Source organism: Desulforamulus hydrothermalis Lam5 = DSM 18033, from assembly GCF_000315365.1.
Classification (GTDB): domain Bacteria; phylum Bacillota; class Desulfotomaculia; order Desulfotomaculales; family Desulfotomaculaceae; genus Desulfotomaculum; species Desulfotomaculum hydrothermale.
The window spans coordinates 1-22,312 of the sequence record NZ_CAOS01000011.1 but is presented as its reverse complement, the minus strand read 5'-3'; the positions used below and the strand labels follow the sequence as shown (position 1 = coordinate 22,312).

The window sequence follows — 22,312 nt, the reverse complement described above, 5'->3', positions numbered from 1 at the left end:
GAGGTCCAGAACTGTGAAAGAACTGGTAGAAATTCTGGCCAAAGCCCTGGTAGACCAACCGGACAAAGTGGCAGTAACCATGGTGGAAAAAGAAAGATCCGTGGTTATTGAGTTGAGAGTGGCTCCCGAGGATATGGGAAAAGTGATTGGCAAACAAGGGCGTATTGCCCGGGCCATCCGTTCGGTGGTTAAGGCTGCGGCAACCAAGCAGCGTAAGAAAGTAGTCGTAGAAATTGTCTGAAACGGCATTTTTATATGCCGGACTGCAGAGGGGGCGTCAAGCCTCCTTTGCTATCATATTAGGGGGTTGGTTGTTTGCTGACCGTTACACGCCCTGTTTTGATAAAGATTCGAGTGACGGACAACTACAAAAAAAGCCTGGCTTTAGAACTCAGGCACAGGGTGGCTGGGTTAGAGTCAGAACTGCAGCATATAGAGCACCAAATTCGCAAACTGCAGGAAATAAGTAAGAAAAATCCCGGTGCAGCAGAGGCTGCCCTGGCGCAATGGGAACAGGAAAAACAAAGCCGCCTGGATACTAAGCTGAAACTGCTGGATAAAATAAAAGAAGTGGGCAAGTTGGTCAACGGTTCAGAAGTGCTGCAGGGTAAGGTGGAAAGTTTTGTACAGGTGCAAGTGGGAGATGATTGGCACCGTTTAATGCAAGCCGAAATTATTCTGGAAGACGGCAGAGTGGTAGAAATCAGAGGTTTGTAAGCCGGAGGAATAACTGTGACGGAACAATTCATTACGGTAGGGGAAATTGTTAACACGCAGGGCCACCGGGGAGAGGTAAGGGTGCTGCCCGCTACAGATTTTCCCGAACGCTTTGCTGTTAATAAAAAGCTTATACTTTTTTTAAATAATCAACGCAGTTGCTTAACCATAGAAAAAGTTTGGCAGCATAAGCAATTCATTATTCTCAAATTTGCCGAGATAACCGATATGACGGCAGCGGAGAAACTTAAAGGCGGCCTGTTGCAGGTTACCCCGGAAGAGCTGATGCCTTTGCCCGAGGATCGCTACTATATATTTCAAATTATCGGTTTAAAGGTAATTGATAAAGAAGTTGGAGAACTGGGCCAGGTTGTTCAAGTCTTACAGACCGGTGCCAACGATGTATATGTAGTCAAGCCGCCTCAGGGCAAAGAAATATTAATTCCGGCCATCAAGTCTGTCGTTAAGAAAATTGATGTGTCCGGCGGCCGGATGGAAGTGGAACTTCCTGAAGGATTAATCTGACAAAGGTGAAAACATGAAGATAGATATTTTAACGCTTTTTCCGGAAATGTTTGCGAGTCCCTTCAGCCACAGCATTTTAAAGCGGGCCCAGGAAAAAAAGCTGCTGCAAATTAATGCCATTAACATTCGTGATTTTTCCCGCAACAAACATCACACCGTGGACGATACCCCTTATGGCGGAGGGGCAGGTATGGTCATGGGGCCGGAATCTCTTTTTGAATGTTTTGATTACCTGGAAAAAAAGTATGGCGGTAAGCCCGGACGGGTTATTATGATGTGTCCCCAGGGAGAGCCTTTCAACCAGCAATATGCGAGAGAATTGGCCCGCGAGGAACACCTGGTAATTGTCTGCGGGCATTACGAAGGTATTGATGAAAGGGTACGGGAAGCCTTGGTTACCGATGAGATATCTATCGGCGATTATGTTTTGACCGGCGGGGAGCTGCCGGCTATGGTGGTGGTGGATGCCGTGGCCAGGATGATACCCGGTGTTTTGGGTGAAGCGGCCAGTGCAGAGGATGATTCCTTTTATCATGGCTTGTTAGAGTATCCGCATTACACCAAGCCTAGATCATACCGGGGTTATGAGGTGCCGGAAGTTCTGTTGTCCGGTCACCATGAAAACATCCGCCGGTGGCGCCGCCGACAGTCTCTTTTGCGGACGCTGGAACGCCGGCCGGAGCTGCTGACAAGAGCAACTTTAACCAATGAGGATAAAAAAATATTGGCAGATTTATTACATTTGCTGCAGTCACTTAATTTATCTTAACATTAACAAATTCTTGCTCCTTTTTAAGGTCTATGATATAATTTTTTATGTGTGTATTACGGGTGTTCCGCTGCCTTGGGGAAAAGGTACGAACGCCTAGGCGAGGAAGGGGGTACAGCAAATGAACCTCGTTCAGTCTTTGGAACAAGAACACATTAAGAAGGATATCCCTTCTTTCAGACCCGGCGACACAGTAAAAGTTAATTATAAGGTTATTGAAGGCAACCGTGAACGTATTCAGGCCTTTGAAGGTATTGTCATCCGTCGCCGCGGAGGCGGTCTGAGTGAAACCTTTACCGTGCGTCGTGTTTCTTATGGCGTTGGTGTAGAGAGAACTTTTCCTTTACACTCTCCCAAGATCGACAGCATCGAAGTGGTACGCCGCGGTAAAGTGCGGAGGGCCAGACTTTACTACCTGCGCGCTCTGCGTGGTAAGAAAGCCCGCATTAAAGAACTTACCGCTCACTAAACCGAAGGGGACTGGCCAACAGTCCCTTTTTGGCTTTTGGGGAGGAATAAACCATGGAGCAGTTGGATTCTCAGCAGGAAGTACAAGGGGCGAGCCAGCCAAAAAAGTCGGCCCTGCGGGAAATGCTGGAATCAATTGTGATAGCGGTATTGCTGGCCGCTGTTATTAGGCTTTTTATTCTGGAACCCTTTTATATTCCTTCGGGTTCCATGGAGCCAACATTGTTGATTGGAGACAGAATTATCGTCAGTAAAATTACTTACCACCTGAGAGAGCCCCAACCCGGAGATATTGTGGTATTTAAATTCCCGTTGGATCCCAGCCGCAATTTTGTTAAGCGGCTGATTGCCAGGGGAGGCGATACGGTTGAAATAAAAGACAGTGTCCTGTACATTAACGGCAAACCTGTGCCGGAGCCTTATTTGCCCAAGGACCTGACTTTTCAAGATTTTGGACCGCAAACTGTACCTCCCGGCCACTACTTTATGATGGGCGATAACAGAAACAACAGCGATGACAGCAGGGTTTGGGGTTTTTTGGCAAGAGATTTAATTGTGGGGAAGGCGGAAGTGATTTACTGGCCCCTGAACCGCATCAGTCTGGTAAAATAATTGCTCAGACAGCTTTCGAAGAGACCTTTTACGGGTAAACTCTTACGGAAGCTTTTTTTACCATTGGAGGTATTGCCGTGAGTTCACAAATACAATGGTTTCCCGGACATATGGCCAGGGCCAGGCGCCAGGTGCAGGAGGCACTTAAATTAGTTGATGTGGCCATTGAGTTGTTGGACGCCCGCATTCCGGTAAGCAGTGGTAACCCGCTGATAAACCAGATTCTGGGGCAAAAACCCAGGCTGGTGGTACTAAATAAAAGTGACCTGGCTGATCCGGCCTTAACCAAGTTGTGGTTAAAGGCTTTGGAACGCCCCGGGGTGAAGGTTATAGCTTTGGATACCTTGAAAGGTGAGGGTTTGAAGGAAGTTCCCCGGGCGGCTGCCGCCCTGGTGGCAGAGCAAATGGCTAAACTGGCGGCCAGGGGAAGGCGACCCAGAGCCATCCGTTGTTTAGTGCTGGGCATACCAAATGTTGGCAAGTCTTCTTTTATTAACCGCTTAGTGGGCAGAAAGGCTGCCAAAACCGGTGACTTACCGGGGGTTACTAAAGGACAGCAGTGGATCAGGGTTCAGGGATCGCTGGAATTGTTAGATACACCGGGTATTTTATGGCCAAAATTTGAAGATCCCCAGGTAGGGTACAAGTTAGCTATAACAGGTGCCATTAAAGAGCAGGTCTTTGATATTTACGAAGTGGCAGTACGGTTGCTCGGCTGGCTGGCTAGTCATTACCCGGACAGGCTGAAAGAAAGATATAGGCTGTCTGAACTCCCTCAGAACATACCCGACCTGCTGGCCGCCATCGGTGCTCGCCGGGGCTTGCTGGTGGCCGGCGGGACGGTTGACGTACATAAGGCAGCCCAGCTGCTGCTAAAGGAATTCCGGGAAGGTTTGCTGGGCAGGTATACCCTTGATATGCCGCCGTTTGACCGATAAAAAACCTTCTTGGGGCAGGAAAGATGAACCTGCCAAAGAATAAATAACTAAGACTGTTGACAAAGGTTGTAAAACATATCAACCCACGATAACCTTTGGCGACACTCTGAAAGAATTAATTATTAGTAAGGGTTATGAGGTAAATTTATGGTCTCCATGGATATTGAACAAAAATTATGGGCAGAAGGTATTGAACTGGTGGCCTTTTGCGATGAGGCAGGCAGGGGGCCGCTGCTGGGCAGTGTTGTGGCAGCGGCGGTAATTTTGCCTGTCCGGCTGTGGATTGAAGGTGTCAATGATTCCAAAAAACTTACTGTAAAAAAAAGAGAAGCCTTGTATGATATTATTCAGCAGCATGCCCTGGCGGTCGGGATTGGGGAAGTGGATAACCGTCAGATTGATCAAATTAATATTCGGCAAGCCAGCCGGCTGGCCATGAAAAAAGCGGTAATGAATCTGCAAAATAAACAAGGTATGCCGGTAAGACCCGATTATTTACTAATTGACGGGATAGAAAGCATAGATTTGGATATTCCTCAACAGGGGGTTGTGCATGGTGATGCTATTTCGCACGGCATTGCTGCTGCTTCAATTTTAGCCAAAGTTTTTCGGGATCGCAAATGTTTGGAATGGCACAACCGGTTTCCGGCTTACGGCATTGCCAGTCATAAAGGTTATTGTACCAAAGCACATGTGGCTGCTTTAGCACAACATGGTCCCACCCCCCTGCACCGGCTGACGTTTTTAAAAAAACTAATGGCCAGGTTGGCGGCGGAACAACAAGTATTGTTTCAAAACCAGGATACAGAATAAGAATCAGACGGGTTGGTCTTTGGATCAACCCGTTTTAGCTTGTCAGGCAAAGGTTATAACATTTTTGCCAAGGCTCTCGATCCGGCCGTGCCCGGTGTGACGGATATCACTCTGTTAGTGTAAGACGCATCACACCAACGGAGCCAAAAGTAAGTTAAGTTAGAACCAGCAAGCCCGACAACATACGCTGTATGCAAATTGGTTTTGGTACATTTCGCTTAATAACTGTTCTGGTATGATACAATTTCAATTGCAAACAAATTATAAGTGTTCTATAATGGAACAAGACGTTATGACTTAAAACGATTTTCAGCTTGTCTGATCCAAAACCCCGGCTTTTTAGATTTTTGGCAAGGTAATTGCATTTTAACGTTTTGGATATGGTTTTGTCATTTTTTTAAGATAAAATTTGCTTGTCCAGAAAATTACGACAACGAGAAAGGAGATGGTGGTTTTGTCAGATTGGGCAGCTGTGGCACTTTTTATGGCGGTAGGTATTATTTTTGGAGCCGGCGGCTTGCTAACCAGTTATCTGATTCAACCTCGCAGCAAAAACAGGTATAAAGGAGAGACATACGAATGCGGTTTGCCAACCGAAGGGGCATCCTGGGTTCAGTTTAAAAACCAGTATTTTACCTATGCACTTATGTTTGTCATTTTTGATGTAGAAGTTATTTTTCTTTATCCCTGGGCAGTGAGTTTTACTAACCTGGGGTTGGCCGGTTTGATAAAAATGTTTATTTTTATCTTTATTCTGGTTTTGGGTCTCTGGTATGCCTGGAAAGAAGGTGCTTTGGAATGGAGATAAAAGAACAAGACAAACAAACCAATGCGGTCAGGGATGAAATGTACGAGGAAACCTTAGCAAGATTAAAAAAAATTGGGGCAGAGCCGGCTGTGGTGGGAGAGGTTGCCAGGTTGGTTTCTGTAGGGCCGCTGGAAAAGCTGCTTAATCTGGCACGGGCCAACTCACTCTGGCCCATGGGCTTTGGCCTGGCCTGTTGCGCAATTGAAGGATTAATGGCGGCCAACATGGCCCGCTTCGATTTAGCCCGGTTTGGTTATGAAGTAATGCGGGCGTCCCCGCGCCAGGCCGATGTGATGTTGGTTTGCGGTACAGTAACCAAAAAGGCGGCACCCTTTGTGGTGCGCTTGTACGAACAGATGGCGGAACCCAAGTATGTGATTGCTATGGGCAGTTGCGCCATTTCCGGCGGGCCCTTTGTGGATTCATATCATGTGGTGCCCGGCGTTGACCGGCTGATTCCGGTTGATGTTTACTTGCCTGGGTGTCCCCCCAGGCCTGACGCAGTGATTCATGCTTTTATGAAATTGAAGGAAAAAATTATTAATCCTGAGGTGGTGAATGGCTGATGAGCTGCCAACCGCAGGCTGCCATGATGCAGGAACTGACGGCTAAATATCCGGAACTGGAGGTTACGCAGCAAGGTTATCTGTTGGCGCCGTTGGGAATATTGGCTAAGTTAATGCGGGATCTGAAAGAAAACTACGGCTTTATTTTTCTTACCAATTTAACCGCTGCAGATTACCTGGAGTATTTTGAACTGGTATACGACTTAGCTGTTATTGGGAAGCCGGATATGCTTCACGTTAAATGCAAAATAGACCGGCAGCATCCTGTGGCGCCGTCTATGGTACCTATTTGGGGTGGTGCTGTTTGGCAGGAGCGAGAGGTATATGACTTGTTTGGTATTACCTTTCAAGGCCACCCTGACCTGAGAAGAATTTTACTGGAGGATAGCTGGCCGGGGCACCCGTTGCGGAAAGATTATTCCTATGAGGGCGGCAGAGAATAAAGGTGGGAGAGAGGTGACAGCTTTGACCCTGAAAACCGAAGAATTTTTGCTTAACCTGGGCCCGCAACACCCCAGTACCCACGGGGTATTCCGGATTCTTTTAACCCTGGATGGCGAAACGGTGGTAAAGGCCGTGCCGATACCGGGCTATTTGCACAGGGGCATTGAAAAACTGGCGGAATCCCGTACCTACACCCAGGTTATTCCTTATACAGACCGCCTGGATTACCTGGCTGGCATGCTGATGAATTGGGGCTATGTAATGGCTGTAGAAAAATTACTGGATGTCGAGGTGCCGGAGCGGGCCGAATATATCCGGGTTATTGTGGGAGAGTTAGCGAGAATTGCCAGTCACCTGGTGGCTACCGGTGCCTATGCGGCTGATATTGGCGGTTTGACAGGTTTTATTTATACCTTCCGGGATCGTGAGGAGATCATGGACTTGTTTGAAATGATCAGCGGTTCTCGCTTAACTCCCAGTTACATGAGAATCGGCGGGGTGGCTTACGATATTCCGGATGGTTTTATTGACAAATGCCGTCGTTTTCTTGATGAATTTCCCAGGGCAATCGAAGAATATAACGGCTTAATCACCGGAAATGAAATTTTTCAGGCGAGAACCAAAAATGTAGCCGTATTGCCGGCAGCCAAGGCTATAGATATGAGTTTGTCCGGACCGGTACTGCGGGCCTCGGGGGTTAACTTTGATCTTCGCAAAGTCAGACCGTACAGCGTCTACGATCGTTTTGAATTTTCTGTGCCGTTAGGCAGTCAAGGCGACTGTTTCGACCGGTATTATGTACGGATATTAGAGATGGAGCAGTCTGCCAAAATTATCCGGCAAGCCTTAGAACAATTACCTGACGGGCCCGTTAAAGGGAAGGTGCCCAAGCTGATTAAGCCGCCGGCAGGCGAAGCCTATGCAGAAATTGAAAGTTCCAAGGGTATTATGGGAACTTATGTCGTCAGTGACGGCAGCAGCCGACCCTATCGGGTGCATTTTCGCCGGCCGTCCTTTATCAACTTGGGTTACCTGGATGAAATGCTCAAAGGCTGGAAAATTGCCGATGTCATTGCCATCCTGGGCAGTATAGACATTGTTTTAGGTGAAGTAGACGCATAGAAAGTGGGGGAGTGAGGCAGCGTGGAAAACCTTTTTGTGCATACGGCCGGCTGGCTACGGGCCTTGCTGGCTGCCGCCGGCCTACCCGACCTGGCAACAGATTTTGTAATGATGTTTTTAAAATTGGGGGCCATTTTAGTATACATTCTTATCAGCGCCCTCTGGCTGGTATATATGGAAAGAAAGGTATCTGCATACATGCAGTGCCGGCTTGGCCCCAACCGGGTGGGACCGTTTGGTTTATTACAAACTACGGCAGATATTGGTAAGTTAATCAGTAAAGAAATAATTATTCCTCGTTTGGCTGATAAAAAGTTATTTTTGCTTGGACCTGTTTTGATTTTTATGCCGCCTCTGGCTGTATTTGCGGTGGCTCCCTTTGGCAAAGACATGGTAGCCATTGATATGAATATCGGTGTTTATTATTTTTTGGCTGTAGCGTCTCTGTCCACCGTAATTGTTTGGATGTCCGGCTGGGCTTCCAATAATAAGTATTCCCTGATCGGCGGCATGCGGGTAGTGGCTCAGATGGTAAGCTATGAGATGCCTTTAATTCTGTCTATTGTGGGGGTCATTATCCTTACCGGCACATTGAACATGAGCGAAATTATCAGGGCCCAGGAAAATGTGTGGTTTATTTTTTTACAACCATTGGGATTCATAATTTATTTAATAGCCGGTATTGCAGAAACCAACCGGGCGCCCTTTGATCTGGTGGAAGGGGAGTCGGAAATTATTTGCGGGCCCTTTACCGAGTACAGCGGCATGGGGTTTGCCATGTTCTTCCTGGCTGAATATGCCAACGTGGTGTTGGTATCTGTCATGGCCACCACGTTATTCTTAGGTGGTTGGCACGCTCCCTTTGGTCTTACCTTTATTCCCTCCTGGATTTGGTTCCTGCTCAAGGTATACCTGATGATTTTCCTGTTTATGTGGTTCCGCTGGACATACCCGCGTATTCGGGTTGATCAACTGATGGAGTTTGGTTGGAAGGTGTTGGTACCTCTCTCCATCGCTAACATTTTTATCACCGGTATAGGTAAATATCTGTACCAGGCCGTAAGGTGGTGAGCTTACCGTGGCAAAAGGGCTTATCAAAGGATTGGGCATTACCATAAAGCGTTTTTTTCAGCCTAAGGTGACAGTGCAGTACCCGGAAGAACGGCTGCCCTTGCCGGACCGTTTCTTTGGCCGGCCGGAGTTTTATTATGACAAATGTATTGCCTGCAACATGTGTGTCAATGCCTGCCCTAACCAGGTCATAAAATTGGTAACCGAAACCGTAGAAAAAAAGAAAGTGGTCATCGGGTATGACTTTGACTTGCAGTATTGTTTATTTTGCGGGTTCTGTCAGGAAGCCTGTCCCAAAGACGCGATTAAATTCACTAAAGATTTTGAGCTTACCTGTTATCGCCGCTCTGCTGCCAAGCTTGCATTTGTACAGCCGGACATGGCAGAGAGAAAGAAGGCAGAAATCAAACAAGCTGCCGCAAAGGCTGCTGCTGAGGCGGCCAAGGCATTAGCTGCGACAGCCCAAGCAGCCGACAAGGAGGGTAGTTAATCATGTCAACAAATATTTATGAATTGCTCGCCTTTGTCTTGCTCAGCGGCTTAATCTTGGGATCCGCCCTGCTGGTAGTTACTTTAAAGAACCTGGTGCACAGCGTTCTCTGGCTTATTGTTACCTTTGTGGGAGTTGCCGGAATTTTTCTTATGCTTAATGCGGATTTTGTGGCTGCTGTGCAAGTGCTGGTTTATGCCGGGGCGGTTTGCATTATGATTGTTTTTGGTGTCATGCTGGTACAGCGTACCGATATGGCCAACAGTAACCCGGTTAATTGGCGCTTTAAAATTGCTGCTCCCATGGCAGGCGGAATGTTTATGGTTGTCGCTCTGCTTACTGCGAAAGCCCGGTGGGCAGCCCCCGGCCAGGCAGTGCCGGCACAAACAGTACAAAACCTGGCTCCCATCTTACTGCATGATTTTGTTATTCCCTTTGAAGTAGCGGCTGTTTTGCTGACTGTAGCTTTGACGGGTGCTCTGGTGCTGGTAAAGGAGGTTAAATCACATGGCGACAGGTCTTAATCCTTCCTATTTTGTCGCCCTCAGTGCGGCACTGTTTTGTATTGGTATGTACGGCGCCATATCCCGCAAAAATGCAGTTGCGGTGCTGGTTTCTGTTGAACTGATGCTGACAGCGGTAAATATTAACCTGGTGGCTTTTAATAAGTTTTTAACACCTGAGGGTTTTATCGGACAAATATTTGCTATTTTTGTCATAACAGTGGCAGCAGCGGAAGTGGGGTTGGGCTTAGCCATTGTCATTGCCATTTACCGCCTGCGCAAGTCGGTTAACCTGGACGATTTTGACTGGATGAAGTGGTAGGAATGGAAGGTAGGTGTTAATGAATGGTTGAATTTGCATTAAATCATGCCTGGTTGGTACCGCTGTTACCCGCTCTGGCTTTTGTTATGATTGTTTTCCTAACCAGACCTTGGCCCAGGATTAGCTCAACATTGTCCATTGCTGCCATTTTTTCATCCTTTGTGCTGGCTTCTTTCATTGCTTATGGAGTATTTACCAATCCTCATTTTATTGAAAAACCGCTGGTTTACTCCTTGCGCTGGTTTGGTATGGAAGGGTTTACAGTACATGTAGGAGTTATGTTGGATCCTACATCCACCATGATGATCTTTATGGTGTCCCTGGTGGCCACCCTGATACAGATTTACTCCACCGGCTACATGGAAGGAGACCCGCAATACTCGGTATTCTTCTCATATCTTTCTTTGTTTGCCGCTTCGATGCTGGGATTGGTTATCTCCGGCAATTTATTGCAAATGTTTGTCATGTGGGAACTGGTGGGGCTTTGTTCCTTCCTCTTAATCGGCTTTTACACCTTTAAGGTTTCCGCCCGGGAAGCGGCCAAAAAGGCCTTTATTACTACCCGTATCGGCGACTTTGGTATGATGCTGGGATTGCTGTTTTTACAAATTGTGTTTGGTACCCTTGACTTAACTGAACTGGCGCAACGGGTACCTCACTTTGCACAGTATGGCATTTCCCTGGAATTACTAACTATTATTGCTGTCCTGTTGTTTATTGGTCCCATCGGCAAATCCGGCCAGTTTCCGCTACATGTTTGGTTACCTGATGCTATGGAAGGACCTACCCCGGTGTCTGCTCTGATTCACGCCGCCACCATGGTGGTTGCGGGTGTCTACCTGGTGGGCAGAACCTTGTTCTTGTTTACGGAAGTACCCGGCGCTATGGAAGTGGTAGCCTTTACCGGCGCATTTACAGCGTTGTTTGCAGCAACCATTGCTGTTACCCAGAGAGAGATTAAGCGTATTTTAGCCTATTCTACGGTTTCTCAACTGGGCTATATGATGCTGGCGCTGGGGGTGGGCAGTTTATCCGCCAGTATGTTCCACCTGTGGACTCACGCCTTTTTTAAAGCACTGATGTTCCTGGGGGCCGGTTCGGTACTGCACGCTCTGCATCACAAGGCAGATGTTTGGGAGATGGGCGGTTTGCTTAAAAAGATGCCCATAACAGGTTGGACCTTTGTAGTGGGCGGTCTTGCCATAGCAGGGATACCACCTTTCGCCGGCTTTTGGTCCAAGGATGAAATTTTGGCCGTCACCCTGGCTTATGCTCAGCACGGCCACCCTCTGGGTTATGTTTTGTTCTCTATGGCAACTTTAACGGCTTTTCTAACAGCCTTTTATATGTGGCGCATGATTTTCCTGGCTTTCTTCGGTAAGGAAAAACCAGAAAATCATCCGCATGAATCACCCTGGAACATGACTTTGCCTCTGATTGTGCTGGCTGTGTTAGCAGCTGCAGGGGGTCTGGTGGGAACACCTTGGGCCAACCTGTGGTCGCAATGGATCCACTACGGGCAAGCTCATCACGGTGAACCTGTCATTTGGTTGATGGTGCTTTCAGTGGTGCTGGCAGTGGCCGGCATTGGCCTGGCGTACCTGTTGTATTATAAGGATGAGGAGAAAAAGACAGCCCGCCAACTGGCTGTTCGTTTTGCCACCCTTTACCGGCTGTCTTACAACAAATATTACGTGGATGAACTCTACCTGTGGTTTACCCGCAGGGTGGTGGATGCCGGTGCCAATCTGCTGTACTGGTTTGACATCTATGTAGTGGACGGTATAGTCAACGGATTGGCCGGGATAACCAGGGGATCGGGACAGGGTCTGCGTTATTTGCAAACAGGCAAATTACAGACCTATGCATTGGTGTTTTTCCTGGCTGTTCTGGTAATTACTGTGGTGCTGGCCTTTGGCGACACCTCAGCGGCCGGTGTCATAGGAGGTGGAAAACAGTGAATATGCCAATATTAACGTTAACCCTGCTGGCTCCTGTGCTGGCTGCACTAATTATTGTGTTTATTCCCAAAGAAGAAGAAAAACTTTGCAAGTGGGTAGCAGCCTTTGGTACAGGCTTAGCCCTGCTGCTTAGCCTTTATGTTTATTTTGGTTATGACCGTACCGTGGGCGGCTTGCAGTGGGTGGATTTCGGCGGGCCGGTTCCCTGGATTAAGGATTTGGGCGTTTCCTACTATATGGCGGTGGACGGTTTAAGTTTACCCATGTTGCTGTTAACTAACCTGATCGGGTTTGCAGCGGTTTTTGCCTCCTGGAATGTCACTCACCGGGCTAAAGAGCTGATGATTTATCTGCTGATTTTGATTGCCGGGGTTATGGGTACCTTTATTGCCCAGGATTTATTTATTTTCCTGTTGTTCTACGAGGTAGTGGTAATTCCCATATATATTATGGTAATCATTTGGGGGAGCTCTAAACGGGTGACTAAAGAATACGCCGGCATGAAACTGACGATATATTTGTTGATAGGTTCGGCTTTCTTGCTGGTGGGGGTTATTGCTACTTTTGTTCACTCGGTTGCCATTACAGGTACACCTGACATGAGCTTTGAGGGGCTGGCCCGGGTGGCCTTGCCGGAGCAATTCCAGATTTATATGTTTGGTTTAATGCTGCTGGGCTTTGGTTCGCTGCTTTCGATGTGGCCCTTTCATTCCTGGTCGCCGGACGGCTATGCCGGGGCGCCCACTGCTGTGTCCATGATTCACGCCGGTGTGTTGAAAAAAATCGGTGGTTATGGCTTAATCCGGATAGCTATTTTCGTTTTACCGCTGGGGGCCAAATTCTGGGCACCTTGGATCGCCGTACTGGGTGTTATCGGTGTGGCTTATGCTGCGCTGGGCGCACTGGCGCAAAAGGATCTCAAATATGTTGTGGGTTATTCGTCGGTATCCCATATGGGCTATGTTTTACTGGGTGTAGCCTCCCTGGGAGTTGTCGGCGTAAACGGTGCGGTAGCCAACATGTTTGCCCACGGGGTAATGGCTGCATTATTCTTCTCTATGATCGGGTTTATTTATGAGAAAACCCATACGCGTTGGATTCCCGATCTGGGGGGGTTATCCCATCAGGCGCCCCGGTTATCAGTGGGCTTTATGATGGCTGCCATGGCCTCCCTGGGCCTGCCCGGTTTGATTAGTTTTATTCCTGAGTTTACAATTTTTGTTGAGTCTTTCCGGGTATTTGGTTGGCTGGCGGTTGTTGCCATTGCCGGTATCATAATCACTGCTTTGTATGTTTTAAGGGCGGGTGCCAATACCTTGTTTGGGCCGGCCCGGGAGGAATACAACCATATTAAAGACATCAGGGGGCCGGAGCTGGTACCGCTGGTGGTACTGGGCGGCGTTTTGGTGATTGGCGGCATTCTTCCCTCACTTTTGTTTGATATGGTGAATAGCGGGGTAACACCTATTTTAGCTCATATTCAAGAAGCCCTGCAGATAGGGGGGAAATAAATGAACCTTGATTTTTCCCTGCTGACAACCGAATTGGCCATGTTTATCCTTGGTTTAACCATCTTTGTGTTGGGCCTGCTGGTGCCTGCCGGTTCTCGCCGAGGCTTAGGAAGTTTTGCAGCGCTGGGCCTTGTGTTGGTGCTGGGTCTTACAGTGTTTAACCGGTCGCACCAGGGAGAACTGTTAAACGGTATGTACCTGGTGGATGGCTATGCGGTTTTCTTTAAAGTAATATTCTTAATAGCAGCTATTTTGGTTATTGTTGGTTCCCTTCGTTATGTAGACCAACAGGTGGGTAACCACTTTGAGTATTATTCCACAGTGGTTTTTGCCACCTTAGGCATGGCAGTTATGTCCTCCGCCGGTGATTTTATTACGCTCTATCTGGGTATGGAGTTAATGACTATCTCGTTTATTATCCTGGCGGCTTTTCGATTCAGTGACGGTAAATCCTTAGAATCAGGCATAAAATATTTGCTGCTGGCGGCCATGTCTTCGGCGGTTACACTTTACGGTTTGAGTCTGGTTTACGGAGCAACCGGTACAGTCATTATTGAACAGGTGGCCAGGGCGGTTATGGGAAAGGCAGCTTCGCCCCTCTTGGTTGCCGGGGTCACTATGCTGGTGGCCGGTCTTGGTTTTAAAATTGCGGCAGTGCCGTTTCATATGTGGTCACCGGACGTTTATGAAGGAGCACCCACACCCATAACCTCTTTTCTGGCTGTGGGATCCAAAGCAGCATCTTTTGCTGTAATACTCCGCTTGTTTATCGGCGGTTTAGCAGAACTACACGGACAATGGAGTGTGCCGGTGGCCGTTCTGGCTGCCTTAAGTATGCTGATCGGCAACCTGGCGGCTATCCCGCAAACCAATATCAAAAGAATGCTGGCTTATTCCAGTATAGCCCAGGCAGGTTATATTTTGGTTGGCTTGCTGGCTGCCAACCAAGCGGGTATTAAAGGGGTTATGTTTTATGCTTTCCTGTATGTATTTGCCACTGTGGGTGCCTTTACGGTAGTAGCGGCGGTAAATAATAAAATTAACAGTGACGAAATAGCAGACTATGCCGGCTTGGTGCAAAGGGCCCCCCTGGCAGCCACCGTGATGCTGGTTTGCCTGCTTTCTATGGCCGGAATACCGCCCCTGGCAGGTTTTGTGGGTAAATTTTATCTGTTTAAAACCATTGTCGAAGGCTATATGTGGCTGGTTTACCTGGGGTTAATTATGAGTATGGTTTCGGTATACTATTACTTGCGGGTGGTTCTGGTAATGTTCCGTGACGATCCGCAAGATCCGACACCTATTGAAATGGGTACCGCTGCCACCATAACCTTATTTATTACTTTGGCCACAACCGTTATCCTGGGCATCTACCCGGGGCCGCTGGCTGAGATGGCCAATTTAGCGGCGCAGTCTTTCTTCCTCCCATAGGGTAATACAATAACTCCCGCCTGCCTAAACAGGCGTCAGACTGTAGACAAAGGTGTAAAAAAAGTGAGGTGGTTTTATGATCCCCTGTCGGCGACTTGTCGAAGCACCGGTCACAGCACTTGATGAGCGAAAGGAGCCATTGTGGTGGCGCCCACAGGACGTGGGCGCCAGCCGAACCGGGCCAGGACGGCCCGTTTGAGGCGACCTCAAGGGCGACCGGAGCGAATCATAGTGCTGTCGGTGCGTAGACCGGAGCCAAAGGGGATCATAAACCACCGATAATGTTTGTCGACACTCTGCCGCCTGCCTAAGCAGGCGTAATTTTTTATGTAAAAGCTCATTTTGATAAAGGAAAAGTCTTACAAACCCAGAAAGAATGTAGCAGGATTCTGATCGGGGAGGGTGGTCCCATGAAAATAAGCAAAAAAGATGTGGGAAAAAGGGGAGAGGATGAGGCTTATCAAATGCTGTGCGGCCTGGGATGGCAAATACTAAACCGAAATTACCGCTGCCGCCTGGGTGAGCTGGATATTGTAGCCAGGGATACCACCGGTGCGCTGGTATTTGTGGAAGTTCGCTCCCGCACCGGTGTTAGCCACGGCATGCCGGAAGAAAGTGTGGATTACAGAAAACAAAACAAGCTCAGAAGGCTGGCACGGCAATATTTGCTGGCTCACCCGCAGCTGCCGGATAAGCCGTGCCGTTTTGATGTAGTGGCGGTTTATTTTAATGATAACAACAAAAAAATAACCCACATTACCAATGCTTTTTAATTAACTGATTAGCTGCCCTGCGCATAGCGGCAGAACTTTTTGCATGCCGGTTTGAAATAAGGAGAAATACAATCCTCCGGATAACCCGGTAAGCTTTCATAGCAAGCCGGTATATTTTGGGGACGTGAATAACGGCAGGCCACACAGGCCGGCGTGCAGCCGTAACGCAAGCAGGCAGTACCGCGAACGCCAAAACTAAACTCCTCGTAACAACCGGGGGGACTATCATATTGGTGCAAGTTAAGATTAGGTCCGCCGCCCATAACAGGCCCTCCTTTGTAATTTATTTGCCTGGCTTTTTAAATTGCATGGTTCCCAGAACGAATAGGGCAATGCCAAAGAGCCCAAATTCAACCTTTTGATCCACAAAAAAGCTGATGATAATCAGCAGTATGCCGGCGGTTCGCAAGGATTTGGCAAAGCTGGGACGTTCCCGTTGCATATTGCATCACCTCTGGTATAAATTTAACTTAGCCGAACAGACAGTTTTTACTGCTTATGCCACAATAATCTGTTATCCTGGATAAAGGTTTTGGCACGTCCTTGTTCATATAAATAGCTAAGATAAGCCATTACGGCAGTACGGTACAAGAAAAACAAACCGGGGTTGGCAGCGTTTATCCCCAGCTGGGAGCATAATTGCGCAACTAATTCTTCCGCTTCCCATGGTACGGTCAACCGGCCGTCTATTTGTTCCAGCAGTTCGATAACTTTGCTGCGGTTGCAGGCCAGATCAGAAGCAATATCACGGGATGGTGCGCCATGAGACGGGACATACCAGTCGCAGGCAAAAGATTCTAATTTTTCCAGGCTGGCCAAATATGATTGAATGTCCACATTGTAAGGAATGCCATGTTTATCCAGTAAACTGCTGCTGATGTATGCATCGCCGCAAAATAACACACCATCATACAGAACGCCTATTTGATCCAGGCTGTGTCCGGGCAGAGACACTATTTCTAAAGGCAGTCCGCAGAGGTGAACCGGGCCGGCCGACAATTGCTTGGCCACGGAGCTTGGTTTAGCCTGCAGAAATTTATTACGCAATTCCTTCCAGGGAAAAGCGCCGCCGTTAAGCATAGCAGGCTCAAGAATTGTATTTTCAATAAAGGGGGTTTCCAGAGCGGAAGCACAGATCAATGCGCCGGTGCGTCCGGAGATAAACGGGTTACCCCCGATATGATCGGCATGGGAATGGGTATTTATTATATATTTGACGTGAAAGCCGGCTGCTTCCACCTCCCGCAGCAGTTTTCTGGCTATTGACTCGTCAATACCGGTATCAATAAGGACAGCTTCCCGGTCATCATTCGTAATAACGCCCACATTAGTGGGTGCTTTATATATGTGAACAGATTCTTTGATTTTTTCCAGCGCCAAAACAGCCCCTCCTGACCTGGTAAAATATTTAACCTTTCTTAGTTTAATACGCTGCCTTCTAAACAAAGCAATTGACAGTTTTCCAATACCGGCAGCACTAAGCAAAGAAATAAGGGCCGGTTTTTCCTTGCAAACCGGCAACCAGGTCCTTCAACACCTGACCGGCTGATTCATGAAAAACCAGTTCCGCATAATCATCCCAAGGCGTAGCTTCCCGGTTGACAATTACCACTTGCCTTGCCAGGGCAGGCAGATTTGCCACCGGCTGAACCTGCATGCTGCTGCCGATAATCAACAACAACTGGCAACCGGACAGTACTTTTTCAGCCGTAAAATAGTCCGGCGGCATGGGATCACCGAAAAGCACAACCTGGGGCCGCAGCAGATTGCCGCATTGGGTACAGAAAAAGCTTTGATATAGTTGTTTCAGCTCATATATTTGGCCGCATCCCAGGCAATGACAGTTCCTTAAATGTCCATGCACTTCCCAGACCCTTTGAGAACCGGCTGCCTGGTGCAATCCGTCAATATTTTGCGTGATTACCCCCAACAGCCAGCCGGCTTTTTCCAGCTGGGCCAGGGCTTTATGGCCGACATTGGGAGCGGCTTTGAGACAAGTTTGCCACCATGGTAAATGAAAACGATAAAAAGTTGCAGGATCCCTTTTTAATGCTTGTACACTGGCAATCTCGGCGGGGTCAAAGCGTACCCACAGGCCGCCATTTCTGCTGCGAAAATCCGGAATGCCGCTTTCGGTGCTAATGCCGGCACCGGTTAAGGCCAACACTTTGCCTGCCTGATGTATTAAACTGATTAAACGATGGATTTTTACCCGGTAATCCAGTTGCAACTTCCTTTCTTTAGTAAACTTTTAAATATTTTCCCTTATTCTTACAATTTTATCAAACATCCCCCTCTGCAGGAACTATGCAAATGAAGGAAAATTCCTGGTGGCTGTCATTAATAAACTGGTGCTCTGAACCGGCGGGAACGTAAGCCACAGAACCGGGTTCCACACAGTATTTTTGGCCATTAAGGAATAAAGTGCCCTGACCGCTGATTATATAATTAATGTGTGGCCAGGGGTGTGAGTGGCGAGGCGTATGTCCACCGGGGGCCAGGTAAAACTGACGCATAACCCAGCCATCCCATCCCTGGGCAGGACCGATTAAGGTTTGCTTACAGGCTCCGGCTACACCCGGAGCATTAAGGTCAACTTTTTTAATATTTTTGATATTATTAACAAACATGGTTTACCTCCCCTGAAAAAGTTAAGCTTTTACTACTATTTGACAAATAATGTTCTTTTCCTTTGAAAACAACGAAAATTCATACATCAAAGAAACCCGCCTTTTTATCCGTTTGGCGGGTTTTTTGCTGCAGAGCCTGAACAATCAGCGGGGCAGTTATGCAATTAAAACGATCCCAATGAGTTTATCATAATTTTTTTGGTTGGCTCATCCCAGTTAACTTCATAGCCAAATGCTTCGGCAATCCAACGTGCCGGCAGGTAAGTGCGACCTGTTGTAAAATAGGTGCTACATCCAGGTCGACAACCAGGTTATTATGTATGGCCTGGTTAATGCCCAGTTGCATCTGAAGCACGTTATCGTTTAGTTTTAATGTTACTGTTTCCATTACAGGGTCCCAATTAATATCCTGCTCCTTAACACCGCAGGCATAGGCCAGGTAACGAACAGGTACATAGATGCGATTGTTTTGAATAAAGGGAGCTGCATCCATTACAAGCCGGTTGCCGTTAACTGCATAATAATTAAGGTTAAGGAAAAAAACTGCCTGGCTGGTTGGAGCGGCATAGGCGGTAGCCAGATTCATAAGCAAGCAGCCGACCAAAAGAATAACCGATAGTTTCTTCATTTTTGCCTCCCGGGAGTTGTTATTAATTTAGGTACCTATTAAAAGTAGACGACGCGAGGATTTGCTAAGTTCGCCAGATGGGTTTTTATTAAAAATATATTTTATACCTGTTAATAAAATAAAAGGAAAAGACAGAATTTTGTTGAAATTAAACAAAGTAACCTTAGTAGCCGGGTAAGGCTTACCAGCATTTAAGTATCGGGGGCAATATTGTGCTGTCTATTGTTGATAGCGTGGCATTATTGGGGTTAGAAGGGCAAAAAGTCAGGGTCGAGGTAGATGTATCGAACGGGTTACCTGCGCTGGATATTATCGGATTACCCGACGCTGCAGTGAGAGAAGCTAAAGACCGTGTCCGCACAGCTATTAAAAACTCGGGGTTGTTTTTTCCGGTGCAAAGAATTACGGTAAACCTGGCGCCGGCGGATTTGCGCAAGGAAGGTCCGTTTTTCGACTTGCCGATAGCAGTAGGCATCCTGGCTGCCACCGGTCAGATCAATCCTGCTTTGTACGGTGATATGCTGTTTCTTGGCGAGTTGTCCCTGGACGGATCCATTCGTGAAGTAAATGGGGTTCTGCCGTTGGTTTTAGCGGCGCGGCAAATCGGATTTAAAAAAGTAGTAGTCCCTCTGGGAAATGCTGCAGAAGCTGCTCTGGTACAGGATGTTATGGTGTTCGGTCTGACAAGTCTTGGCCAGCTGTCTGCTGCTTTGCGAGGCGAACTTCCATTAGAACATTATCAACCGGAAAAGATAACGGCTGAATGGTCAGCCGTAGAAAAAACATTGGATTTTGCAGACATCCGCGGACAGGTGGCGGCCAAGCGGGCTATGGAAGTGGCAGCGGCAGGGGGGCATAATGTATTGATGCTGGGCAGTCCCGGCTGCGGCAAAACCATGCTGGCCAGACGTTTACCTTCCATTTTACCTGATCTAACCTTTGACGAAGCCATCGAGGTTACAAAAATTTACAGTCTGGCCGGTCAGCTGTCATCTCAACAGCCATTAATGACCAAACGTCCTTTTCGAGCGCCCCACCATACATCCTCTACAGCCAGTCTGGTGGGCGGCGGCAGGGTTCCCAAGCCAGGAGAAATCAGCCTGGCGCATCTGGGTATTTTGTTTATGGATGAGCTGCCGGAATTTCACAAAGACACCCTGGAAGCTTTACGGCAGCCGTTGGAAGACGGGTGTGTCAGTGTTTCACGTGTGGCAGCCAGTTTTATTTTTCCGGCCCGCATTATGCTGGTGGGTGCGGCAAATCCTTGTCCCTGCGGTTTCTTGCTTGATCAAGAAAAACAATGCAGCTGTACGCCTTATCAAGTACAAAAATACATAAACCGTATTTCGGGCCCGCTGTTAGACCGCATAGATATTCATATAGAAGTTCCTAAAATTTCCTTTACAGAACTAAGCGAACCGTCAGCAGGGGAAACTTCACAGGAGATTAAAAGCCGGGTAGAAAAAGCGAGGGCAATTCAGCGGGAAAGATTTAAGGCTTTAGCCATTACCTGCAATGCTGCTATGGCTGCCAGGGATGTAAGACAATTTTGCAAACCGGATACTAAGGGTACCAGGCTACTCCAGGATGCTTTCAAGCGGATGTCTTTAAGCCCTCGTTCCCATGACAGAATTTTAAAAGTGGCCCGCACCATTGCCGATCTGGAAGGCAGTGAGGCAATATGTTCACAGCATTTGGCGGAAGCCATTCAATACCGGGGGTTGGACCGTCTGTTCAGGTAATACTTTACCTGCCAAGAAATTAGGTGTCATCCGAACAGCCTGCCGCAAAGGGAGAAGCAAGCATTGATTAAGCCTGTCCGTTTACCTGGCAGTCAGCGCCGGTACTTCCCGGCACTCCATGGACGAAATCAACCGGCTTTTGCTGTCCGGTCAATTATCCCGACCGGCCGGCCCGGTTCGGATATTAGCACCTTGAGCGGCATTTAAGGTACTGTCAAGGCATTATTGTGGTAACATAAAAATTTAATATCCGCCAAGTTTACTGTATATTTTTTGCTTGTAATAACTTAAGGCGGCGGAACCGGTCTTTCTGTTTTCCATGAGAATATTAAAGCGCAGGATTTTTTCATTAAGTTTTTTAGTTAATTGACGTTTCTCATCCTGGTCGTAACAGTAGTCAATAAGTTTTTGCAGAGTTATAATTTCTTTTTTTATTTCTAATTCTTCCGGTAACACACCGGCATTTTTTAATAATCTGTAGCCTGCCCTTAAATCATCGGGAACGTGCGATAAATCATCAAGTTTTAACGGTTGGCCACTGCCTGGCAGGTTGTTAAATTCACCCTTTTCCATAGCTTCGCGAATTTTATTTTCAGCCAAAAGTGCAAAGATATCCATTGCTTCACCTTCCGACATTTAATAATAGCATGATAGTAAGGTATATGCAAAAATAATGAGCATTATATAGATTTTTAGACAAAGTCAATTATATTCCCTGCCACACAGCAATAATTCATAAAATTTACACTTGTAAGACGCAAGCAAGTATGTTAACATAAAAAACGTCGCTTCGAAGCGGCCCTAAAAAATACCACTTGCCCGCAGGCGGCAAAAAGTGGAAGATAAAAGTTCCCCCGCTGATAAGGGGGGGTGAACGAAATACCAAAAACTTCCCCTTGCAACAAAGCGGGAGATATTGTAAGATGAAATTTCCGGTCCCCAAGGGCCGGGCGGTCTTTTGAAAACTTAAACAGTAAATGAATGAATGCACCACCGGTCCAGTCAAAAAAGTCATCAAAAAAAAATAAAAACTGTGACACAACACCAACCTCCCCCCAGGCGAAAAAAAACCTTAACGGGAAAAAACGGAAAACCAACAAAAAACCAAAAACTTTTGTAAAAATATTCCAAGAATATTTTTTATGGAAAGTTTTGATCCCCCCCCCCCCCTTACTAACCCCACCCCCCCGGGGCCCAAAACCCNNTNTNNGGGGGAATGGGTAACTTTCGAATAACAACTCACATTTTTTGTTTTTTGGTGGGAATAAAAATTTTATATCTCTAAAACAAAAAATGACCCCCTCCCCCCCCCCAATTAAAAAAAAAGCGTTTTCCCCCCCAAAAATTGTATTCTAATCAAATAAAAATATAAGAGAGGTAATTATTGCGAATGTATTCATTCTTTCACAAATGTTACATTATGAACTCTCAACATAACTCGACACACACTCCTTTTCTCTCCCACACT

The 22,312-nt window shown here is 47.3% G+C and carries 30 protein-coding genes and 1 pseudogene; 21 read left to right on the top strand and 10 right to left on the bottom strand.

The genetic code is table 11. The features are described from left to right. The first annotated feature begins 13 nt into the window (after positions 1–13). The 19 genes from DESHY_RS08280 (at position 14) to DESHY_RS08190 (ending at position 15,071) form a co-directional block, all read left to right on the top strand. Positions 14–241, top strand: a complete 228-nt coding sequence (locus DESHY_RS08280; protein ID WP_008411929.1) for a KH domain-containing protein — start codon at positions 14–16, stop codon at positions 239–241. Between the two features lie 74 nt (positions 242–315). Beyond that, positions 316–717, top strand: coding sequence for a YlqD family protein (locus DESHY_RS08275; protein WP_008411927.1), 402 nt, complete (start codon positions 316–318; stop codon positions 715–717). Positions 718–732: 15 nt separating this feature from the next. Further along, positions 733–1,242, top strand: coding sequence for a ribosome maturation factor RimM (gene rimM, locus DESHY_RS08270; RefSeq protein WP_008411926.1), 510 nt, complete (start codon positions 733–735; stop codon positions 1,240–1,242). A gap of 13 nt (positions 1,243–1,255) precedes the next feature. Then, entirely contained in the window at positions 1,256–2,011 is a 756-nt protein-coding gene (gene trmD / locus DESHY_RS08265) for a tRNA (guanosine(37)-N1)-methyltransferase TrmD (RefSeq protein WP_008411924.1), read from the top strand. Between the two features lie 121 nt (positions 2,012–2,132). After that, on the top strand, positions 2,133–2,480 hold the full coding sequence (rplS, locus tag DESHY_RS08260) for a 50S ribosomal protein L19 (RefSeq protein ID WP_008411922.1): 348 nt from the start codon (positions 2,133–2,135) through the stop codon (positions 2,478–2,480). Positions 2,481–2,533: 53 nt separating this feature from the next. After that, positions 2,534–3,091, top strand: a complete 558-nt coding sequence (gene lepB / locus DESHY_RS08255) for a signal peptidase I (protein ID WP_008411921.1) — start codon at positions 2,534–2,536, stop codon at positions 3,089–3,091. A 77-nt stretch (positions 3,092–3,168) separates the two neighbouring features. Beyond that, the gene (gene ylqF, locus DESHY_RS08250; protein WP_008411919.1) at positions 3,169–4,029 is read left to right on the top strand and encodes a ribosome biogenesis GTPase YlqF; all 861 of its coding nucleotides are present in this window, start codon (positions 3,169–3,171) and stop codon (positions 4,027–4,029) included. 147 nt (positions 4,030–4,176) lie between these two features. Beyond that, the gene (locus DESHY_RS08245) at positions 4,177–4,842 is read left to right on the top strand and encodes a ribonuclease HII (protein WP_008411917.1); all 666 of its coding nucleotides are present in this window, start codon (positions 4,177–4,179) and stop codon (positions 4,840–4,842) included. A 445-nt stretch (positions 4,843–5,287) separates the two neighbouring features. Continuing rightward, positions 5,288–5,650: an NADH-quinone oxidoreductase subunit A gene (locus DESHY_RS08240; RefSeq protein ID WP_207635915.1), complete on the top strand. Its 363-nt coding sequence runs from the start codon at positions 5,288–5,290 to the stop codon at positions 5,648–5,650. Beyond that, positions 5,641–6,216, top strand: a complete 576-nt coding sequence (locus tag DESHY_RS08235) for an NADH-quinone oxidoreductase subunit B (RefSeq protein ID WP_008411912.1) — start codon at positions 5,641–5,643, stop codon at positions 6,214–6,216. Before DESHY_RS08240 ends, DESHY_RS08235 begins: the two co-directional genes overlap by 10 nt. After that, entirely contained in the window at positions 6,216–6,659 is a 444-nt protein-coding gene (locus tag DESHY_RS08230) for an NADH-quinone oxidoreductase subunit C (RefSeq protein ID WP_008411910.1), read from the top strand. The genes DESHY_RS08235 and DESHY_RS08230 overlap by 1 nt, the downstream gene beginning before the upstream one ends. 22 nt (positions 6,660–6,681) lie before the next feature. After that, on the top strand, positions 6,682–7,782 hold the full coding sequence (locus DESHY_RS08225; protein ID WP_048818029.1) for an NADH-quinone oxidoreductase subunit D: 1,101 nt from the start codon (positions 6,682–6,684) through the stop codon (positions 7,780–7,782). A 21-nt stretch (positions 7,783–7,803) separates the two neighbouring features. Beyond that, positions 7,804–8,853 (top strand): NADH-quinone oxidoreductase subunit NuoH, encoded by a 1,050-nt coding sequence (nuoH, locus tag DESHY_RS08220; RefSeq protein WP_008411908.1) that lies wholly within the window; start codon positions 7,804–7,806, stop codon positions 8,851–8,853. 7 nt (positions 8,854–8,860) lie between these two features. After that, entirely contained in the window at positions 8,861–9,343 is a 483-nt protein-coding gene (locus DESHY_RS08215) for a NuoI/complex I 23 kDa subunit family protein (RefSeq protein WP_008411907.1), read from the top strand. Between the two features lie 2 nt (positions 9,344–9,345). After that, on the top strand, positions 9,346–9,867 hold the full coding sequence (locus DESHY_RS08210; RefSeq protein WP_008411906.1) for an NADH-quinone oxidoreductase subunit J family protein: 522 nt from the start codon (positions 9,346–9,348) through the stop codon (positions 9,865–9,867). Continuing rightward, positions 9,851–10,168, top strand: a complete 318-nt coding sequence (gene nuoK, locus DESHY_RS08205; RefSeq protein WP_008411905.1) for an NADH-quinone oxidoreductase subunit NuoK — start codon at positions 9,851–9,853, stop codon at positions 10,166–10,168. The genes DESHY_RS08210 and nuoK overlap by 17 nt, the downstream gene beginning before the upstream one ends. Before the next feature lie 23 nt (positions 10,169–10,191). After that, positions 10,192–12,129, top strand: coding sequence for an NADH-quinone oxidoreductase subunit L (gene nuoL / locus DESHY_RS08200; RefSeq protein ID WP_008411904.1), 1,938 nt, complete (start codon positions 10,192–10,194; stop codon positions 12,127–12,129). Further along, the gene (locus DESHY_RS08195; protein ID WP_008411903.1) at positions 12,126–13,640 is read left to right on the top strand and encodes a complex I subunit 4 family protein; all 1,515 of its coding nucleotides are present in this window, start codon (positions 12,126–12,128) and stop codon (positions 13,638–13,640) included. The genes nuoL and DESHY_RS08195 overlap by 4 nt, the downstream gene beginning before the upstream one ends. Continuing rightward, positions 13,641–15,071: an NADH-quinone oxidoreductase subunit N gene (locus DESHY_RS08190; protein ID WP_008411902.1), complete on the top strand. Its 1,431-nt coding sequence runs from the start codon at positions 13,641–13,643 to the stop codon at positions 15,069–15,071. Positions 15,072–15,277: 206 nt separating this feature from the next. Here DESHY_RS08190 and DESHY_RS14730 read toward each other — a convergent pair whose 3' ends face one another. Beyond that, on the bottom strand, positions 15,278–15,412 hold the full coding sequence (locus DESHY_RS14730) for a hypothetical protein (protein ID WP_274377193.1): 135 nt from the start codon (positions 15,410–15,412) through the stop codon (positions 15,278–15,280). Between the two features lie 69 nt (positions 15,413–15,481). Here DESHY_RS14730 and DESHY_RS08185 point away from each other — a divergent pair, with 69 nt between their 5' ends. Next, positions 15,482–15,844, top strand: coding sequence for a YraN family protein (locus DESHY_RS08185; RefSeq protein ID WP_008411901.1), 363 nt, complete (start codon positions 15,482–15,484; stop codon positions 15,842–15,844). Positions 15,845–15,852: 8 nt separating this feature from the next. Here DESHY_RS08185 and DESHY_RS08180 read toward each other — a convergent pair whose 3' ends face one another. From DESHY_RS08180 to DESHY_RS14885, 7 genes and pseudogenes are all read right to left on the bottom strand, one after another. Further along, a complete protein-coding gene (locus DESHY_RS08180) occupies positions 15,853–16,107 on the bottom strand; it encodes a hypothetical protein (protein WP_008411899.1) in 255 nt (84 codons plus the stop codon). A gap of 20 nt (positions 16,108–16,127) precedes the next feature. Continuing rightward, a complete protein-coding gene (locus DESHY_RS14275; RefSeq protein ID WP_008411897.1) occupies positions 16,128–16,286 on the bottom strand; it encodes a hypothetical protein in 159 nt (52 codons plus the stop codon). Positions 16,287–16,333: 47 nt separating this feature from the next. Beyond that, positions 16,334–17,224: an MBL fold metallo-hydrolase gene (locus DESHY_RS08175; protein WP_008411896.1), complete on the bottom strand. Its 891-nt coding sequence runs from the start codon at positions 17,222–17,224 to the stop codon at positions 16,334–16,336. Between the two features lie 97 nt (positions 17,225–17,321). Then, positions 17,322–18,074, bottom strand: a complete 753-nt coding sequence (locus tag DESHY_RS08170; protein ID WP_008411893.1) for an SIR2 family NAD-dependent protein deacylase — start codon at positions 18,072–18,074, stop codon at positions 17,322–17,324. Between the two features lie 52 nt (positions 18,075–18,126). Further along, entirely contained in the window at positions 18,127–18,474 is a 348-nt protein-coding gene (locus DESHY_RS08165; RefSeq protein WP_008411891.1) for a cupin domain-containing protein, read from the bottom strand. 164 nt (positions 18,475–18,638) lie between these two features. Next, a complete protein-coding gene (locus DESHY_RS14890; RefSeq protein WP_420795117.1) occupies positions 18,639–18,719 on the bottom strand; it encodes a hypothetical protein in 81 nt (26 codons plus the stop codon). A gap of 89 nt (positions 18,720–18,808) precedes the next feature. Continuing rightward, positions 18,809–18,967, bottom strand: a pseudogene (locus DESHY_RS14885) (stalk domain-containing protein); the annotation flags it as partial. Between the two features lie 347 nt (positions 18,968–19,314). On the opposite strand from DESHY_RS14885, the gene DESHY_RS08155 reads away from it, so the two are divergent. Beyond that, entirely contained in the window at positions 19,315–20,844 is a 1,530-nt protein-coding gene (locus tag DESHY_RS08155; protein ID WP_008411887.1) for a YifB family Mg chelatase-like AAA ATPase, read from the top strand. A gap of 243 nt (positions 20,845–21,087) precedes the next feature. On the opposite strand, the gene DESHY_RS08150 is transcribed toward DESHY_RS08155, so the two are convergent. Together DESHY_RS08150 and DESHY_RS08145 are read right to left on the bottom strand one after the other, a co-directional pair. Next, on the bottom strand, positions 21,088–21,462 hold the full coding sequence (locus tag DESHY_RS08150) for a DnaJ family domain-containing protein (protein WP_008411886.1): 375 nt from the start codon (positions 21,460–21,462) through the stop codon (positions 21,088–21,090). A 152-nt stretch (positions 21,463–21,614) separates the two neighbouring features. Further along, positions 21,615–21,884, bottom strand: coding sequence for a hypothetical protein (locus DESHY_RS08145; RefSeq protein WP_048818005.1), 270 nt, complete (start codon positions 21,882–21,884; stop codon positions 21,615–21,617). Positions 21,885–22,312 lie beyond the last annotated feature (428 nt).